The 16215-nt window shown below is 67.8% G+C and carries 14 protein-coding genes and 2 tRNA genes; 10 read left to right on the top strand and 6 right to left on the bottom strand.

The window, feature by feature from the left end:
* Positions 1-20: 20 nt before the first annotated feature.
* Positions 21-95: transfer RNA gene (locus IE264_RS08405), tRNA-Trp, on the top strand.
* A 449-nt stretch (positions 96-544) separates the two neighbouring features.
* Here IE264_RS08405 and IE264_RS08400 read toward each other — a convergent pair.
* From IE264_RS08400 to IE264_RS08390, 3 genes are all read right to left on the bottom strand, one after another.
* Positions 545-1633 (bottom strand): hypothetical protein, encoded by a 1089-nt coding sequence (locus tag IE264_RS08400; protein ID WP_032760190.1) that lies wholly within the window; start codon positions 1631-1633, stop codon positions 545-547.
* A 289-nt stretch (positions 1634-1922) separates the two neighbouring features.
* Entirely contained in the window at positions 1923-2288 is a 366-nt protein-coding gene (locus IE264_RS08395; protein ID WP_032760193.1) for a hypothetical protein, read from the bottom strand.
* Positions 2289-2342: 54 nt separating this feature from the next.
* Positions 2343-2885, bottom strand: coding sequence for a flavoprotein (locus IE264_RS08390; RefSeq protein WP_032760195.1), 543 nt, complete (start codon positions 2883-2885; stop codon positions 2343-2345).
* Between the two features lie 116 nt (positions 2886-3001).
* Here IE264_RS08390 and IE264_RS08385 point away from each other — a divergent pair, with 116 nt between their 5' ends.
* From IE264_RS08385 to IE264_RS08365, 5 genes are all read left to right on the top strand, one after another.
* Positions 3002-4186 carry a helix-turn-helix domain-containing protein gene (locus IE264_RS08385; RefSeq protein ID WP_015610079.1) on the top strand — a complete coding sequence of 395 codons (1185 nt, stop codon included), beginning with the start codon at positions 3002-3004 and terminating at the stop codon, positions 4184-4186.
* Between the two features lie 78 nt (positions 4187-4264).
* Positions 4265-4510, top strand: a complete 246-nt coding sequence (locus tag IE264_RS08380) for a hypothetical protein (protein WP_051822040.1) — start codon at positions 4265-4267, stop codon at positions 4508-4510.
* A 571-nt stretch (positions 4511-5081) separates the two neighbouring features.
* The gene (locus IE264_RS08375; RefSeq protein ID WP_190167602.1) at positions 5082-5903 is read left to right on the top strand and encodes an aminoglycoside phosphotransferase; all 822 of its coding nucleotides are present in this window, start codon (positions 5082-5084) and stop codon (positions 5901-5903) included.
* 453 nt (positions 5904-6356) lie between these two features.
* On the top strand, positions 6357-8132 hold the full coding sequence (locus tag IE264_RS08370) for an AIPR family protein (protein ID WP_158706588.1): 1776 nt from the start codon (positions 6357-6359) through the stop codon (positions 8130-8132).
* A gap of 193 nt (positions 8133-8325) precedes the next feature.
* Positions 8326-8410, top strand: a tRNA-Ser gene (locus IE264_RS08365).
* A 1191-nt stretch (positions 8411-9601) separates the two neighbouring features.
* Here IE264_RS08365 and IE264_RS08360 read toward each other — a convergent pair.
* Positions 9602-10342 (bottom strand): class I SAM-dependent methyltransferase, encoded by a 741-nt coding sequence (locus tag IE264_RS08360; protein ID WP_032760205.1) that lies wholly within the window; start codon positions 10340-10342, stop codon positions 9602-9604.
* 201 nt (positions 10343-10543) lie between these two features.
* Between IE264_RS08360 and IE264_RS08355 the strand changes: the two genes are divergently transcribed.
* Positions 10544-11221 carry a GNAT family N-acetyltransferase gene (locus tag IE264_RS08355; protein ID WP_051822041.1) on the top strand — a complete coding sequence of 226 codons (678 nt, stop codon included), beginning with the start codon at positions 10544-10546 and terminating at the stop codon, positions 11219-11221.
* Positions 11222-11278: 57 nt separating this feature from the next.
* Here the strand turns inward: IE264_RS08355 and cobM are convergent, their stop codons facing one another.
* A complete protein-coding gene (gene cobM, locus IE264_RS08350) occupies positions 11279-12028 on the bottom strand; it encodes a precorrin-4 C(11)-methyltransferase (RefSeq protein WP_032760209.1) in 750 nt (249 codons plus the stop codon).
* Positions 12025-13323, bottom strand: a complete 1299-nt coding sequence (locus IE264_RS08345) for a bifunctional cobalt-precorrin-7 (C(5))-methyltransferase/cobalt-precorrin-6B (C(15))-methyltransferase (protein ID WP_032760211.1) — start codon at positions 13321-13323, stop codon at positions 12025-12027. Before IE264_RS08345 ends, cobM begins: the two co-directional genes overlap by 4 nt.
* Positions 13324-13544: 221 nt before the next feature.
* On the opposite strand from IE264_RS08345, the gene IE264_RS08340 reads away from it, so the two are divergent.
* The 3 genes from IE264_RS08340 to IE264_RS08330 all read left to right on the top strand — a co-directional run bounded on the left by IE264_RS08340 (position 13545) and on the right by IE264_RS08330 (position 16196).
* Positions 13545-13952 carry a YciI family protein gene (locus IE264_RS08340; protein WP_015610072.1) on the top strand — a complete coding sequence of 136 codons (408 nt, stop codon included), beginning with the start codon at positions 13545-13547 and terminating at the stop codon, positions 13950-13952.
* Between the two features lie 24 nt (positions 13953-13976).
* A complete protein-coding gene (locus tag IE264_RS08335; protein WP_032760213.1) occupies positions 13977-15290 on the top strand; it encodes an RNA polymerase sigma factor in 1314 nt (437 codons plus the stop codon).
* 171 nt (positions 15291-15461) lie between these two features.
* The gene (locus IE264_RS08330; RefSeq protein ID WP_229887443.1) at positions 15462-16196 is read left to right on the top strand and encodes an HhH-GPD-type base excision DNA repair protein; all 735 of its coding nucleotides are present in this window, start codon (positions 15462-15464) and stop codon (positions 16194-16196) included.
* Positions 16197-16215: the final 19 nt, after the last annotated feature.

Raw genomic sequence — 16215 nt, 5'->3', positions numbered from 1 at the left:
CTTAGGATGCCGGACGGGGCGGAGCTGTAGCGCAGAGGTCGTCGCGCGCGGTCTCCAAAATCGCGAGGACGCCGGTTCGAATCCGGCCGGTTCTGCCTTCTCGCCGTACCCGGGGTGGCTCTACAGCGCTTCGTCTCGGGCCAGGATCAGGCTGACCGAGCCCTCTTCCGAGCGCGGGCGCAGCCAGAGCCCGGAAACGCGCCCAGCTGAGCAGGTGGAGAGGGCCAGGGCTCGCGCCTCTTCCTCGTCCTAAGAGCGCCGCACCAAGAGCTCTCTCATTTACCCTACTTTCCTTGCCTGCTGGCGCTATTTACCTACACAAACCTTGCCCCGACTGGCCTGGAGCAAGGCCGTGCAGGCACTTTCGGGTGCAAAAGTTGCCTACCACGTTGGCCAGGCATCGCTCCCTGCGCCCACCCCGCAGCCCGGCCTCCAGCCGCGTCCGGAAACAGACCCGGCAGAACCGCTCCCGCCCCGCCGAATACAGATGGCTGTCCCGGAACTGGGCATCGCCGCCTGAGCCCCGCTGGCCCAGCAGCCCCCACTACTGACCGCCGGGCACCCCAGTAGCCCCGGAGGCGGCGGCAGCGGCTAGCCTCCCGCGCCACCCATCGGGATCCCGCCCATCTTCCACGGCCTTCGCGGCCTCCTGGGCGAGATCAACTCCCAGATCAGCGGCCCGGCGCTCGGCCCACCGGGCCCAGGCGGCAGCCTGCTGACAGTCGGGACACTCGGTCTCCCCCGCAAAGGCCCGAAAGACATGCTCGGTCCCGGGCCCCTCACAGGTCACAAGAGGAGCCGGAACATACGGAGGAAGAGCAACAGGCACGGCGGCCAACGGAGCATCATCCCTCTCCCCCACCTCATCCCGGACGGACACCGGCTGCCGCCGCCCGGCCTCGGGCGCTTCGGGCATCTTCTTCACGAGCCGATGCCCCAGGAACCCCACAGCGGACCGCACCCCCTCAGACGGCAGTCCACCGCTCAACACCCGCCGAAGCTCCGAGCCCGACACCCCGCGCCGCAACCACTCAACGGCCAGCCCGACAAGCTCACGCGCTTCGGCAACCCCCAGGCGCAGCTGCCGGTCCACGTGCCGCAGGGACAACAACACCCGCTCGGCCTCGGCCTCTTCAGGCGACAGCTCCACCAAAGCTTCGCTCACGTGCGGGGGTTCGGTGGGTGGGTGGGATGAGTTCTTCTCCCGTTCTTCCTCTACCGGTAGTTGATGACCGACGGTCCGAGGACCCGGCTGACCGACGGCCGGAAAGTGCGCACTCGGAGACGAGACCACCCCCACACCAGCCTCCCGCCACACACCAAGAGCATCAGCATCGCTCAACGGCACATTGGAGAAGAGCTGATGGGTGACCCACAACCCGCGCTCCCCGGAAACCCGCCGCTCATGAACGAACCCATTCACAATGAGCTGCTCCTTGGCCCGCTGAAACGCGCGCCCCTTGATACCCAACTTCCGGGCATGCTCGGACAGAGCCAGATGCGTCTGCTCATCGGGCAACCCCTGCACGTACAACAACAAGATCTTCGCGTCACTGCACAGACGCGGATGACGCACGACGTCGTGCGAGGCCTTCGTGTAACGCCGAACCGGCGCGATAGCATGCCAAAGCATCCCGGTGGACCTGTTCTTCCACTAGTTGGGTGAAGGCCCTCGGTTCGGTGCTGTGAACACCTCCGGGGGCCGCCCCATGCGCACGAGGCGGGCACAGAGCGTGATGACATGATGACGCTACCGCAGCGCTGAAGCGCCTTGAGGACAATCCGCCGAATGTGCGGGCAGACCAGCACAGGTCAACCCGTAAGAGTGTCAGGCCAGGGCATGTTGACGCGCAGACAGACGAGTAGGACTCCCGCAAGCCGGCCGGAGCCCCTGCGAGAACCTCCGGCCCGCTCCCGCCCTGTCAGCCCAGGGCCTTCTCGATGGCATCGAAGATGTCGGCATCGGTTTCCTGCTGCCAGACAGGCAGGTCGGCCCAGTCCGCCACGTACCCCGGCTTCGGGTCGTCAAAGTGCTTGAACATCTGGGCGGTCCAACAGATCGCGACGAAGCGCCCACGCTGCTCACGTGACAACCGAGACGCGCGCCCACCACTGACCTCGACGAACTGACGCACCTGCTCGTAAACGGCCCCCGCCGCTTCCCGCTCCCACTGCGGGGTGCCGTCCCACGGAGTGACGTAACCAGCCTTCGGCTCACCGGGGAAGTGCTGGTGGACCCCCGCGATCCAGGCTTCCCGGAACAGTCGTGCACCCTCGATCTGCGACATGCCATCCCCTTCTCATCACGGCGTGCTCAGCGCAGAGTCGGTCACCCTACCGAGCTACGAAGCAGCGCGGATGATCCGTCCAACCTCATCCAGGGCGAGGCCCCAGGGAAATCCCTCGGCTCGACGCTCTCCAGGTTGATTCGGCTCAAATCCTCCAGGCCCGTACAGGACGCTCACCCTCGCTGCCCTCAGCACATCCAACGAGCGATCGAACTGCGGGTGTTGTACGTACGCGGAGTTCGCGCAGGGCATCACCGCAGTAGGAATCCCTTTGCCGATGGCCTCCGCAGCGACACCGACAACGAACTTCGTCGTCAGCCCGAGGGCCCACTCATTGACGGTGTTGAAAGTGGCCGGCGCGACGAGGATCGCATCCGCCGGGGGCCATTCATCCGGCTCTCCGGGCAACTTGTACGCGGAACGCACCGCATGCCCGGTCAACGTTTCGAGCTCGTCCAGCTCAGGCTCCAACCACCGTTGTGCCGTGGGCGTGAGCCCAAGACAGACGTCCCACCCACGTGCCTGCGCATCGGCGATGACGTCGGTCACCTCAAGGGCAGGAGGTGCGGCCGAGCAGAACAGATACAGGGTGGTCATTCCTTCATCCGACCACAGCCCGACCGTCACCGGAACCAGTGGAATCAGCCCGAAAACGGGCCAGACCCGGTGCCCGTCGGTAGCGTTCAAGCGACACGTCAGGAACGGAGCACGGGATGTTCGGACGGGACGACGACCACACAGGCGCACGTATCAAGGAACAGCGGAAGCTGGCCCGCCTCACCCAACGGCAGCTGGCCGACCGCCTTCCGTACTCCTACAGCCTCCTCAACCAGGTCGAGTGCGGCGCCAAGTCGGCAACCCCCGACTTCGTCGCGGCAGTCGCCCAGGTCCTGCGCATCGACGTCACGGTCCTGACAGGGCAGCCGTACGTCACCGAGCTCCAGCAGGACCGCTTGGCTGCCCTCGTTCGGCCGATCCGTGAGGCACTCGACCTCTACGACCTCGGCGTGGACGACGAACTTCCCGGTCGCCCTCCGGCAGAGCTTGTCGCCGCGGCGAACAGACTGTGCGGGCAGGTGCGCGCGGCCCGCCTGCGACAGGCGGCGTGCGAGCTTCCCGGGGTCATCGCAGAGCTCACCGCAGCAGCATGGCGAGCACCGACGACAGGGCTGTGGCAGGCACTCGCCTCCACCTACAGAACAGCCCACGACATCAGTGTGAAGCTCGGCTACTACGACCTCTCGTCCGTGGCGCTGGACCGCATGGACTGGGCCGCTCGACGCGCATCCGATCCCTGTCTGGCCGCAATCCGCCAGTACATGCGGGCCCTGGTCTATTTCCGGGAGGGCGAGTACCGAATCGGGCAACGGCTGATCGCTGTCGGCCACGACCTCGTCGCCGATGCTGAACCTACGAGGGAGAGCACGGCCGTCACCGGCCAGCTGCACCTGGGCGCGTCCATCATTGCTGCACGTGCCGGCCAACAGACCACCGTCGAAGTCCACTTGGCCGAGGCCCGGCTGTGCGCGAGTCGCACCGGCGAAGCCGCCGAGATCCACTGGTTGTCCTTCGGGCCGGCGAACGTATCGCTTCACCAAATGTCCGCCGCAGTGGAGATGCGCCAGTACGACAAGGCGGTGGCGCAGGCGAAGAAGATCACGTTGCCGCCCACGCTCGCCACGTCGAGGCGTGCGCACTTCCTGATCGACCGCGCACGCTCCGAGATGGAGACCGGACGGACCGATGCCGCGCTCAACAGCCTCGTGGAAGCCCGTCGCACCGCCCCCGAGCAGACCCGGTACCACCCAGGGGCGCGGGAGACGATCACCGGCCTGGTGCACATCTCGCGCCGCACCCCCGAATCACTCGGACACATGGCCGCGTGGATCGGCCTATAGCTCCGCGAACCGCGGAACTGCCAACGCTCACGGAACCGTGAGCGTTGGGCCCCACCAAACCCGGCACGCTGATCCCAAGTGATCAACGACAAACCGGGGACCACCATGACCGTGAGGGACTTACCGCCCGTCAGCCAACTGACCGAACAGCAACAGCGCGGCTGGCACTGCGTCCGGTGCCGCGCACGGCTGAGTCCCGGCTCGGACATCGACCTCGGAGAGAAGCGGGTCACCCCGGCCGAGGGCGCCGCCTACTCCTGGTTCCCCCGAGCCTGCGCCGACAGCGCGGCCTGCCGGGTACGCGAATCGGAGACGCCGTCGTGACCGCCCCCAAAGCCTCGGCCCCACGAGACCTTCCAACTCCGGAACCCTCCGGTCTTGACCGGCCGCCCGGCCAGCTCTGCGCCCGCTGCGACAAGCCCTTGACCGGGAACGCCGACCGCCTCGACAACTCCGGCTAAATGTCGGGCGCCCACCCGGACACGTGGCTACACCCCGTCGGCCACCCAGGCTGCCGCCCGTATCCGGCGATCGGCGCACGCCTCCGAACGGTAGGTCGGACCAAGTGGTGAGTCTCCTGCGGCACCGACGACGCCAAACCTCACCTGCCAGCACATGGCTGTCGGCTCTACTCAGGCCCTGGCACGTTCGCGGGAGGGCCTGAACCGCTCACCGGCGGCGCCACAACACGCCTCGGAGAGGTGGCCACAGCTGGGGATGCCATCAGCCTGGTGGTGGCCCGCTTGCCCGTGGATCTGGGCTGCAACGAGGACAACCGCTACCGGTAGACAACCGGCCACACAGAACCGCAGGGGTTCCGGACTTTCGTCCGTCCGACGCCCCGCACCACTGCACACCCACCACCGCACCCGCCTCCGTGGAAGAGTGAAACCCCATGGCGACCACCCGCATCGGCCTCGACCGACTGCCACCCGCCGCCCGCACCGCCGTAGAAGAGCGCACCGGCCCCCTCCTGGCGGTCGAGGAGAGTACCGAGGGCTTCAACAGCGAGATCGCGGCCCGCGTCACCTCCGCCACGGGCACCTGGCACATCAAAGGCCTGCGCACCGACCACCCCCGCGCCTGGACCCAGCACCGGGAAGCCACCATCGCCCCCTTCCTCACCAACCTGGCCCCCGCCCTCCGCTGGCGCGTCGAAACCGCCGGATGGGACCTCCTCGGCTTCGAAGCCCTGGACGGCCACCACGCCAACTACGCCCCCGGCTCCCCTGACCTCCCCGAAGTCGCATCTCTCCTGCGCCGCCTCAACGAGACCCCCTGCCCCGACATCGAACTACGCCGAGCCGAACAACGCCTGGAGCACTACGCCGCCCACCCCGACGACTTCCGCCACTTCGCCGGGACCCACCTGCTCCACACCGACCCGAACAACACCAACGTCCTCGTCAACGCTCACGCCCCCCAGGGCAATCGGGCCCGCCTGGTCGACTGGGCCTGGGCAACCCGCGGAGCAGCCTGGCTCGACGCCGGCTACTGGACCATCTGGCTCATCGCCGCCGGACATACCCCGGCCTCCGCCGAGCACTGGGCCGCCGAAATCCCCGCCTGGCGCACGGCACCCCCCGAGGGCATCACCGCCTTCGCCGCAGCCAACGCCAACATCTGGTCCGAGATCAGCAACGCCGACCCCGGCCCGTGGACCCTGCGCCTCTCGACTGCCGCCAACGCCTGGCACGCACACCGGAAGACTGGCTGAACGGCGATCCGCCGGTTGCCACCAGCCGAGCCGCCAGTGCAAAGCCAGGATCCCTGTGTATTGCTCCACAGGGATCCTGGCCTGCTGTGCGCTCAGCAGGATTCGAACCGGCAACCTTCTGGTCCGTAGCTCTAGCCGGATCGGTCACCGGTGGTCATACCGGCCGCTACGAGGCCGTGGGGAGGTGGTGGCGAACGGGGGCGGTTGCCGTGGTTGCGGTACCCCGCTGCTGTACATCAGCTCCAGCCTGAGAGGGACCCTTCGGATCACGTCACCATCGTCAGCGCTCGTTCTTGGCCAGCGGATCATTCGGCGACAGGAGATCCGACCGAGGCTACCGAAAGGCAAGTCATGTTTCCTGACCGTTCGCTCACGTCGACGGCAAATCAGACGCTACGCTCACTGACAAACACCGCGATGATGATCAGCGCTCGCGCTGGCTAGGGGGATGACGTGCACACGCTCACGGGAAAACGAGTGGCTAAGTTTGCGCGAGACTTTGGCTTCGAGGGCGGCGAGGCGAAGCAATTCGAGCTGTACGTCGCAGCCAACTATCTCTTCCCCTACGTACGGGACGATGTCGAGCAGATTGAGCGCACTGTTATCGGCGGTGGGACCGATGAGGGCATCGACATCGCTGTCGTCGTAGTCAACGGGCAGATCGTCTTCGAACCCTCAGAAATTGACGATCTCATCTCAGACCAGGCGTCTAATTCAGCGAGGGTACTCTTCGTCCAGGCTAAGACAAGCGAGTCCTACGACTCTAAGCTCATCGCGAAGTTCCTCCACGGCGTCGAGGCCGTGACGAAGTACGCGATTAAGGCGAAGAGTGTCAAGCTTCCTCCGGCCTTGGTTGACCTGGCTTCTTTGATCGATCGGATCGCAGAGAGCGGCGACAAGTTTCAGGACACGCGAATCCCGTGCGAACTCTTCTACGTCACCACCAGTGGAAATGACGGGAAGAGTGCACAGCAGGAGCTTCAGGTCACAGAAGCGATCGAACGTATTCAATCTCTCGGCATTTATTCAGAACCTTTGCACCTCAACACTCATGGTCACGATGCACTAGCGGCGAAGCTGAAAGAGCGTCACGGGCCACAGAACATTCGGTTCAACTTTGAGAAGCGGCAGACCATTCCTGCGACTGAGCGTGTGAGTGAGGCTTACATCGGGCTCATGTCCGGCACGGAGGTGATGAAGCTGCTCACGGATGAAACTGGCTCCGTACGACCAGGGATCTTCGACGACAACGTGCGTCTCGATCTCGGTAGCCACAACCCAGTGAATACCCGGATCACGAAAACCCTTCGGAGCGACGACCGCGAGCACTTTCCCTTCCTCAATAACGGACTCACGATTATTGCGACATCTCTCCGAGGGTCGGGTGACAGATTCTTCATCTCCGGGTATCAGATCGTAAATGGCGGCCAGACGAGTCACCAGCTCGTTAGGTGGGCGGCAAGTGAAGCGGTTAAGACCACGCCGGCCCTACTCTCTGACCTTTGGATCCCGGTGAAGATCGTCAGTTCAGACGACGCTGGGGTGCGAACCAGCGTGGCGATCGCTACTAACCTGCAAACTGCCATCGGCTCAACTGACATTCAGGCGAGTTCCCAGATGGCGAAAGATGTGGAAGAGTATTTCAACCAGTCGGGCGTAAACGGCCTACGTTATCTGCGGCAGAACCAGTATGCGTCCCTTGATTTCCCGCGGACTCGCGTTGTCACGACTCCCGAACTCAACCGAGCGGTCGCCGCTACACTGTTCGGTGATTCTTTCCGAGCGATCGGCGCCCCGAAGGAGCTAGAGGCTGAGGGCTCGTTCGTTTGGGGTGAATACTCTGTTGAGGCTTACTACTACGCGGCCTGGATCTTGTATCGGGTAGACAGATTCTTCGCCCGAACACCCGACTCGACCACTCTCAAAGCCGCGAAGTATCATATTGCAATGATGGTGTCCGCTCTGATCACCCCGGAACTTGTTCCTATCTTCGAAACCCCTGAGACAGACACAGCAAGAAGGCTACTGAGGGGTGCTAAGAAGCTGAAGTTCAAGATTTCGGACTCGGAGAAGATTGAAGTAGCGATCACTGCTGCATTCGAGCTTGCCGCCGATCAGTTTAAGTTTGTATTGAACGAGGGCAGGAGTTTGCGCAAGGATGATGTGCGCAACCGTCGCAACCAGGAGGCTCTGCTGCAAAAGGCCAAGGAGTCGAGTGCCGGGGTCTGATGCTCTGCGCGACACGGTGAGTATCGCGACGCACGACCACGACCAACCGTGGACGCCAGCGGACCATAAGCGCGGGTGCAGCAGCCCAAGGACAGCGCGCTTCCAAAGTTGCTTTGGGACGAAGAGGTCGCCGTGGCCACCCGCGGGTCGGGCGAGGTGTACGAGGGCTTGCTCAGGCCTTGGGCGCAATTCAGCGTGGTTTCGTTAGGCAGGTGGAACGGTCTTGAAAACCGTCGTGGCAGCGATGTCACCGTGGGTTCAAACCCACACCCACTGCAGATGAGAGGCCCCTGACCAGGCGAATCGGTCGGGGGCCGCTTATTAGGGTTTCGGGCTCAGTAGACCGTGTGGTTCCCTCTTGGATACCGCGCTTAGGCCCACGGCTGGGGCACGAGAACCGGGGGCGGAGTGTCGGACACTACGGACTGGCTAAGCGCTGCGGGTGGCATCGTTGGCGCGGTGGGCGGTCCCGCTGGGTTGTGGGCGGCTTGGAACCAGCACCGGGCTAACCGGCGGCGAAGGTACGGCCCTCCTGAAGCGCTAGTCGGTCTTCTCGCGAAGATCATCGACATCGGGCGTGACGTGGCGTTCTCGTTTCGAGATCAGGCTTGGCTGGACGCATCCGGGCTTTCGGTTGCTAGTGACCGTATGGCCGAGCTGGTGCACCTCGTCCGCAACGAGAGTCTCGCTGAGGACCTGACACTGGTCGGTGCTCAAGTAACGCTCGTGCTTGGTGCTGTGCCCCATGAGTTCCAGAGCCGGGACAGTCGTACGAGCACAGTTGCTAAGCAGGCTCGATATGCCGACCAACTGGTTGACGAAGGACGCGAGTGTCTCGAAAAGCTGCGTAGGCATATGTAGTGCAGGCATCGGCGCATCACCCCACTTCATCCCAGCACTTTCCCTAGCTCCCATCCCGTCCGCCTTCGGCCCACACGTCGTGGAGCGGTCGTGGTTCAGGGTGTCAAGGTGGAGCGCGCCACTGTACGAACGACCTTGACGCCCTGGGCCGCGACTGCTCGGCTCTGCCTGGGTCGAAGTGGTCGGGATGGGAGCCCCCCGCGACGCTCGCCCCGCTTCGGCCGGCACTCGCGAACGGCGCCCCTCCCATCCCGGAGTCTGAGCGCCCCCGCCGGAGGCATCGTCGTGAAGCCGCGGGCTTGGTTCTCGTCTCATGCCCCTCGGGCCTATCCACTGCGGGCGCGCGTCGGCGGCAGCGCCGAGCGGGCCGAAGGCAGGAGCGCGGGCGCAGCCAGAGCCGGGAAGCGCGCCCGGCGGAGCGGAGCGCAGCCGGGTGCCTTGAATGAGGTAGAGAAACCTGTAACAGCACGCCGGTGGCTAGCAGAAGGCTCAAGCTCTCCCAGCACCTTCGCTGTCACCGACAACGATCTCCGCTATTGGTCGCCAAGAGCACGCTCGTGCGGCTTTCCATCAGCAGCCAGCCCGTTGCCTCCCGCAGGCCTCGCCCCTTAGTCAGGAACCTCGTGGCTGAGCAGGTGAGGAGCCCCGGACCCTCGCTTCTTCCTCGCTCGGAGAAGGGTCGTGCTCACCGGCGCCTCGCCGTCTCGCCCCGGGTCGTGGACCGTATCGCCATGCATGACGTCGAACCCGTGCTCGTCCAACAACTCCTTCCACACCGACGCCCCCAGGACCCACCGCTGCATCGTGCCGAGGCGGCCGTCAGGCATGCGGGTCGGGATGTCGGCGGGGCGGCACTCCGTCTCGGGTGGCGCGCCCGTTCGGTAGTGGGCGAGTGTCGAGAACACCAGGGTGCCGCCGGGGCGGAAGGCCACCGCGGCGGACGGGAGCAAGGTCTGTGGGTCGCTGAAGTCGAGTGCGCCGAAGATGCTGTAGACGACGTCCAGACTGGATGGGTGGTCCCGGAGGTATGCGGCAGCGTCATCGTGGACGAAGTCCAGGCCGGGCACATCTTCGTAGAGGTCACGGCCACGGCTGTGCTGCGCGGTGGAGCTGTCGACCGCGATGACGCGCGCCGCTTTCAACTCGGCTGCTACATAAGCAGCCTGGTGGCCGGCTCCGGCGCCCAGCTCCGCGACCGTACGACCGGTGAGGTCCCCCAGCAGTTCGGCCCCAGGTCCGATCCGCTGGTACCAGTCCCAGTGGAGGCGGCTGAGGGAGCGGCGTCCGCGCGAGGAAGCTCCGTAGTGCTGCCAGTGATCAGGCCCGGTGGCCCGGGAAGTTGAGGTCACAGCCGACATCCTGGCCCGCTCATAGTGATCGGTACGGAGGTCCCGCCCTATTCACCCCTACGCGGCAGACCTGCCTCACAGGCGGCGAATGGGACCCGGGGTTCCCAGTGGACACAGCCGGGTGAGGAGATCGCCATATGACCGTAAGACTTCCCGCGTAATGTGCATTTGCGTTCTGTACCTATTACGGAGGGATCCGCAATGGACGCCGAAGCCGTACGTTCATGGGTGGAAGGCTGGGTCGTCTCACGCGGAGCCGCGCCGCCGGTGTCCGAGCCCTGGGGCTTCACCATCGACGTCGGGCTGAGCGGCCACGTCACCCGGCACGTGCTGACGGATGCTGAGGAGTCACTGGTCCGCAAACTGACGGAGACGGTCACCATCCCGGGCACCTGGCTCAAGATCTTCTTGCCGCCGCAGACCGTCGCCTCGTGGGCAGCGCCCGGCTGGCGCCTCGCTGACGACGGTTTCCTGATGTCGACACCGCTGCGCACGAACGCCGCAGTGGCCCCCGACGGCTACCAGGTGCGCACTTGGGCGCGGGGCGGGGTCACGCGGGTGCTCGTGGTGACGGAGGACGGTGCGTTCGCTGCCCGTGGTCAGATCGCTCTGCCCGGCCCTGGGCGCACCGCCGTCTTCGACCAGATCGAGACTTCGTCGGCCCACCGTCGCAGGGGCCTCGGCAGCCTCGTCATGCGGACGCTGGAGAACGCCGCTGTTGCCTCGGGCTCCTCATCTGCTGTGCTGGCCGGGACGGTTGATGGCCGGGCGCTGTACGAGTTCCTGGGGTGGCGCACCCTCGGCCCGATGACCAGCGTGGTCCGCGAAGCTCCGCCGCAGGAGCAGGAGCAGGAGCAGGGTGAGGGGGAGGGGATCTGAGCAGGCGTTCGTGGGCCGGTGTCTCTTTCCGAGTGGGCTGGAGCCCCACTCAGGGCGTCAGCACCCGCCCCGCTCCCGCCCCACCGCATACAGGTGGCTGTCCCGGAACTGCTCCGCCCCCAGCGTCCGCCCCACCATGATGACCGCCGTCCTGACCACCCCGGCGGCCTTCACCTGGTCCGCGATCGAGTCCAGCGTCCCCCGCAACACGATCTCGTCCGGGCGTGACGCCATCGCCACCACCGCCGCCGGGCAGTCCGCTCCGTAGTGCGGCAGCAGCTCCTCCACCACCCGGTCCACGTACCGGGCCGCCAGGTGCAGCACGATCAGGGCGCCGCTGCGGCCCAGCGTGGCCAGGTCCTCGCCTTCCGGCATCGCCGTGGCTCGTTGCGCGATGCGGGTCAGGATCACCGTCTGGCCGACCGTCGGGACCGTCAGTTCGCGCTTCAGGGCCGCGGCCGCCGCCGCGAACGCGGGGACGCCTGGGACGACTTCGTACGGGACTCCCGCCTCGTCCAGGCGCTTCATCTGCTCGTTCACCGCGCTGAACACCGACGGGTCGCCCGAGTGCAGCCGCGCCACGTCGTGGCCGTCTGCGTCGGCCCGTACGAGCTCCTCGGTGATCTGCTCGATGTCCAGGTTCGCCGTGTCGATCAGGCGGGCGTCCTCCGGGCACTCCGCCAGCAGCTCCACCGGGACCAGGCTGCCCGCGTACAGGCAGACCGGGCTGGCGGCGAGCAGGCGCGCGCCGCGCACCGTGATCAGGTCGGCCGCGCCGGGGCCCGCGCCGATGAAGTACACCGTCATGTTCGATCTCCTGGGACTGGGACTCGGGCTGGGGATGGGACTGCGGAGGGGGATGGGGATGGGGATTTGCGTACCGACCATTGCGTCACCGGCATCGCCTGGCGCCAGCCCGTGAACCCGCCCACCGGGACCGCGTGCGCGACCGCGAGCCGGGTCAGCTCGCCGCCGTACGCCCGGTACCACTCGCCCAGCAGCGCCTCCGACTCCAGCGTCACCGTGTTCGCGACCAGTCGGCCCCCCGGCCTCAGCGCCTCCCAGCACGCGTCCAGCAGGCCCGGTGCCGTCAGGCCGCCGCCGATGAACACCGCGTCCGGCACGTCCAGTTCGGACAGGGACGAGGGGGCCGGGCCCGTGACGACCCGCAGGCCCGGGACTCCCAGGCGGTCCGCGTTCCTCACGATCCGCTCGGCCCGCACCGGGTCCCTCTCCACGCTCACCGCCCGGCAGGAAACGTGTGTCCGCATCCACTCGATCGCGATCGAGCCCGAGCCGCCGCCCACGTCCCACAGCAGCTCTCCGGGCGCGGGCGCCAACGCCCCGAGCGTGGCCGCCCTGATGTGGCGCTTGGTGAGCTGGCCGTCGTGCTCGTACGCCTCGTCCGGCAGGCCCGGTACGGCCCCGAGGCGCAGCGCGTCCTGCGACGCCCGGCAGTCGATCGCGATGACGTTCAGGCGGTCTCCGGGCGCGTGCGCCCAGCTCTCCGCGACGCCGTCCACGTACGCCTCCGCCTCGCTGCCCAGCTGTTCCAGGACGCGCATGCGGCTCGGGCCGAAGCCGTGGGCCGTGAGCAGGGCCGCCACCGTCGCGGGCGTCGTCGCGTCCGCGCTCAGGACCAGCAGCCTCCGGCCCTCGTGGAGGGAGACGGCCAGCCGTGCCGCCGGGCGGCCCACCAGCGTCACGACCTCCGTGTCCTCCAGGGGCCAGCCGATCCGCGCGCAGGCGTACGAGACCGAGGACGGGTGCGGGAGCACGTGCAGCGACTCCGGGCCCAGCTCCTCCGCGAGCGCGCGCCCGATCCCGTAGAACATCGGGTCCCCGCTCGCCAGCACCGCGATCCGGCGCTCCCGGTGCTCGGCCAGGAGCCGGGGTACGCCGGGGCGCAGCGGCGACGGCCAGCCCACCCGTACGCCCGCGCACTCCGGCGGGAGCAGGTCCAGCTGACGCGCCCCGCCGATCAGCACCTCCGCCTCCCGCAGCGCCGCCCGCGCCGCGCCGGACAGCCCGGACCAGCCGTCCGCGCCGATCCCCACGACGGAGACGGGGTGCACGGGAGGAGCGGGAGGGGTGGCAGACACGGTCGGGACCTCGTTCAGCTGCGGAGGAGGCGGGTGGACGCAACGCTGCCGAACTTTACTGAACGTCCCGTTCCGACCCCTCCAGCGGGTGAATCCCGACGCCGGCGGGTGAATCCCGAAAAGAACCGCGCGTCGTGTCGAGAACCTCGGACCGGCCCCGACGTCCCCTGTGTAAGCGGAGAACCGAGGAAACGAAGAGCTACCGCCAGGAGGCGACGGTCATGAAGTATCTGGTGATGGTCCAGGGCAGCCAGACGGACTACGAGGCGCAGGCCGGCAAGGGGTCTCCCGACAGTCCGGCCTGGGACGAGAAGGCCATGCAGGAGATGTTCGCCTACATGGGCAGCATCAACGATGACCTCGCCGAGTCGGGCGAGCTGGTGACCGGGTACGGGCTCACGGAGCCCGCGCAGGGGCGGGCCGTGAGCGTCGACGCCGAGGGGCGGCCGGTGGTGTCGGACGGGCCGTACAGCGAGACGAAGGAGCTGCTCGCCGGGTTCTGGGTCCTCGAATGCGAGAGCCTGGAGAGGGTGACCGAGATCGCCGCCCGCGTGGCACGCTGTCCGCAGCCGGCCGGGGCGCCCGAGTACCCGGTGCTCATCCGGACCATCGGTGGCGGCATCGACTAGTTCGACCAGGAGCAATAGTTCGACCTGGAGCAACCACCGAAGGCGGACCGTACGACCGACGACGACATCGAGGACCTGCTGCGCCTGCACGCGCCGCAGGTCCTCGGCGCGCTCGTCCGCCGTTACGGGCACTTCGACCCGGCCGAGGACGCCGTCCAGGAGGCCCTGATCGCGGCGGCCGGGCAGTGGCCGGAGGACGGAGTTCCGGAGAACCCGCGCGGCTGGCTGATCCGGGTCGCGTCCCGCCGCCTCACCGACCGACTGCGCAGCGACACCGCGCGCCGGCGGCGGGAGGAGACCGCGGCGGCCCTCACCCCGGCGGACGCGTTCGTCGCCCCACCGCCCGGGGAAGGCCCCTCCGAGCTGGGGGGCCGGGCGCCCTCCGAGGACGACACGCTCACCCTGCTCTTCCTCTGCTGCCACCCCGTGCTCTCCCCCGCCGCCCAGATCGCGCTCACCCTGCGCGCGGTCGGCGGGCTCACCACGGCGGAGATCGCCCGCGCCCATCTGGTGCCGGAGGCGACGATGGCGCAGCGGATCAGCCGGGCCAAGCGGGCGGTGCGCGGTACGGAGTTCCGGCGGCCGGAGCCGGAGGACCGCGACCGGCGTCTTGCGGCCGTCCTCCAGGTCCTCTACCTGATCTTCAACGAGGGGTACACCGCCACCGCAGGCCCCGAACTGCACCGCACCGACCTGGCCCGCGAGGCGATCCGGCTGACCCGTTCCGTACGCCGGCTCCTGCCCCACGAAGGGCGCGTGACCGGGCTGCTGGCGCTCATGGTCCTCACCGAGGCGCGCACTCCGGCGCGCACCGGGCGGGACGGTGAGTTGATCCCGCTCGACGAACAGGACCGCGCCCTCTGGGACCGTACGGCCATCGCGGAGGGCACCGCGCTCGCCGAGGAGGCGCTCACCCAGGGACCGGCCGGGGACTACCAGCTCCAGGCCGCCATCGCCGCCCTGCACGACGAGGCCGGGCGCGCCGAGGACACCGACTGGCCGCAGATCCTCGCCCTGTACGAGCTCCTCGTGCGCCGCACCCCCGACCCCGCCGCCGCCCTGGGCCGCGCGGTCACGGTGGCCATGGTGCACGGGCCGCGGGCGGGGCTCGCGGCGGTCGACTCGCTGGCCGGGCCGACGGCTGAGCACTCCGGCGCGGGCGCCCGCGCGGAACCCTCGGCGGGTCACTACCGGCTCGACGCCGTACGCGCCCATCTCCTGGAGCGCGCCGGGGAGCGGGAGGCCGCCCGGACCGCCTACCGCGCGGCCGCCGACGGCACACTCAGCGAACCCGAGGCCCGGTACCTGCGGGCGCGGGCGGAGCGGTTGGACCCGTAACGGGCACGGCAGTCGGGCGGCCCGGTTGCGCCCGTAAGCAGGCCGTACCGGCGCAGAGACACCCACAGCGATACCCCGGACGCGCTGCGCTACCCCCTTCGGCCGAAGCCTGAGGGGCCATCGGCGCGGCTGGAGTCGCCGTCGGCGCCCGGCCTCGGGATCATCGAAAGTATGACCAAGAGTGACAACGGCAGGGACAGCACCAGCAAGGACGGCAACACCAGCAAGGTCGGCCACACCAGCAAGGTCGGCAGCACCGGCGAGGACGGCCTCACTCTGCGGATCGCGCAGCAGCCGGAGGCCGACGAACTCCTCGCCCGCAGCCCTCTGGCCGCCCTCGTCGGCATGCTGCTGGACCAACAGGTCCCGATGGAGTGGGCGTTCACGGGCCCGTACACGCTGGCGGAGCGGATGGGTTCGGACGATCTGGACGCGGGGAAGATCGCCGCCTACGACCCCGATGCCTTCACCTCCCTCTTCACCACCAAACCGGCCCTCCACCGCTACCCGGGCTCCATGGCCCAGCGGGTCCAGCAGCTGTGCCAGTACCTGGTGGCCGAGTACGAGGGGGACGCGAGCGCGGTGTGGCGGGACGCCGGTACCGGGGAGGAGCTGCTGCGACGGCTGAACGCCCTGCCGGGTTTCGGCGCCCAGAAGGCCCAGATCTTCCTGGCGCTGCTCGGCAAGCAGTTCGGCGTACGTCCCGCGGGGTGGCGGGCGGCGGCGGGGGCGTACGGCGAGGACGGGTCGCGCCGGTCGGTCGCCGACATCACCGGGCCGGAGTCGCTCGCGGAGGTGCGCGCGTACAAGCAGGAGGCAAAGGCGGCGGCGAAAGCAGCGAAGGCAGCCAAGACGACCACGACGGCCACGACGGCGAAAGCGGCCAAGGGCCCCTCCAAGGGGTGACCGGAATGCACAGCTCAGC

The organism is Streptomyces microflavus (assembly GCF_014650075.1).
In the GTDB taxonomy this organism is placed as follows: Bacteria; Actinomycetota; Actinomycetes; order Streptomycetales; family Streptomycetaceae; genus Streptomyces; species Streptomyces microflavus.
This window is presented reverse-complemented; position numbering and strand designations above follow the sequence as displayed.

Coding starts and splice junctions, on each gene's coding strand:
- IE264_RS08340 (WP_015610072.1), top strand. CDS start 13,545: ATGAAGTATCTGGTGATGGTCCAGGGCAGCCAGACGGACTACGAGGCG.
- IE264_RS08385 (WP_015610079.1), top strand. CDS start 3,002: ATGTTCGGACGGGACGACGACCACACAGGCGCACGTATCAAGGAACAG.
- IE264_RS08375 (WP_190167602.1), top strand. CDS start 5,082: ATGGCGACCACCCGCATCGGCCTCGACCGACTGCCACCCGCCGCCCGC.
- cobM (WP_032760209.1), bottom strand. CDS start 12,028: ATGACGGTGTACTTCATCGGCGCGGGCCCCGGCGCGGCCGACCTGATC.
- IE264_RS08330 (WP_229887443.1), top strand. CDS start 15,462: ATGACCAAGAGTGACAACGGCAGGGACAGCACCAGCAAGGACGGCAAC.
- IE264_RS08355 (WP_051822041.1), top strand. CDS start 10,544: ATGGACGCCGAAGCCGTACGTTCATGGGTGGAAGGCTGGGTCGTCTCA.
- IE264_RS08395 (WP_032760193.1), bottom strand. CDS start 2,288: ATGTCGCAGATCGAGGGTGCACGACTGTTCCGGGAAGCCTGGATCGCG.
- IE264_RS08390 (WP_032760195.1), bottom strand. CDS start 2,885: ATGACCACCCTGTATCTGTTCTGCTCGGCCGCACCTCCTGCCCTTGAG.
- IE264_RS08400 (WP_032760190.1), bottom strand. CDS start 1,633: ATGCTTTGGCATGCTATCGCGCCGGTTCGGCGTTACACGAAGGCCTCG.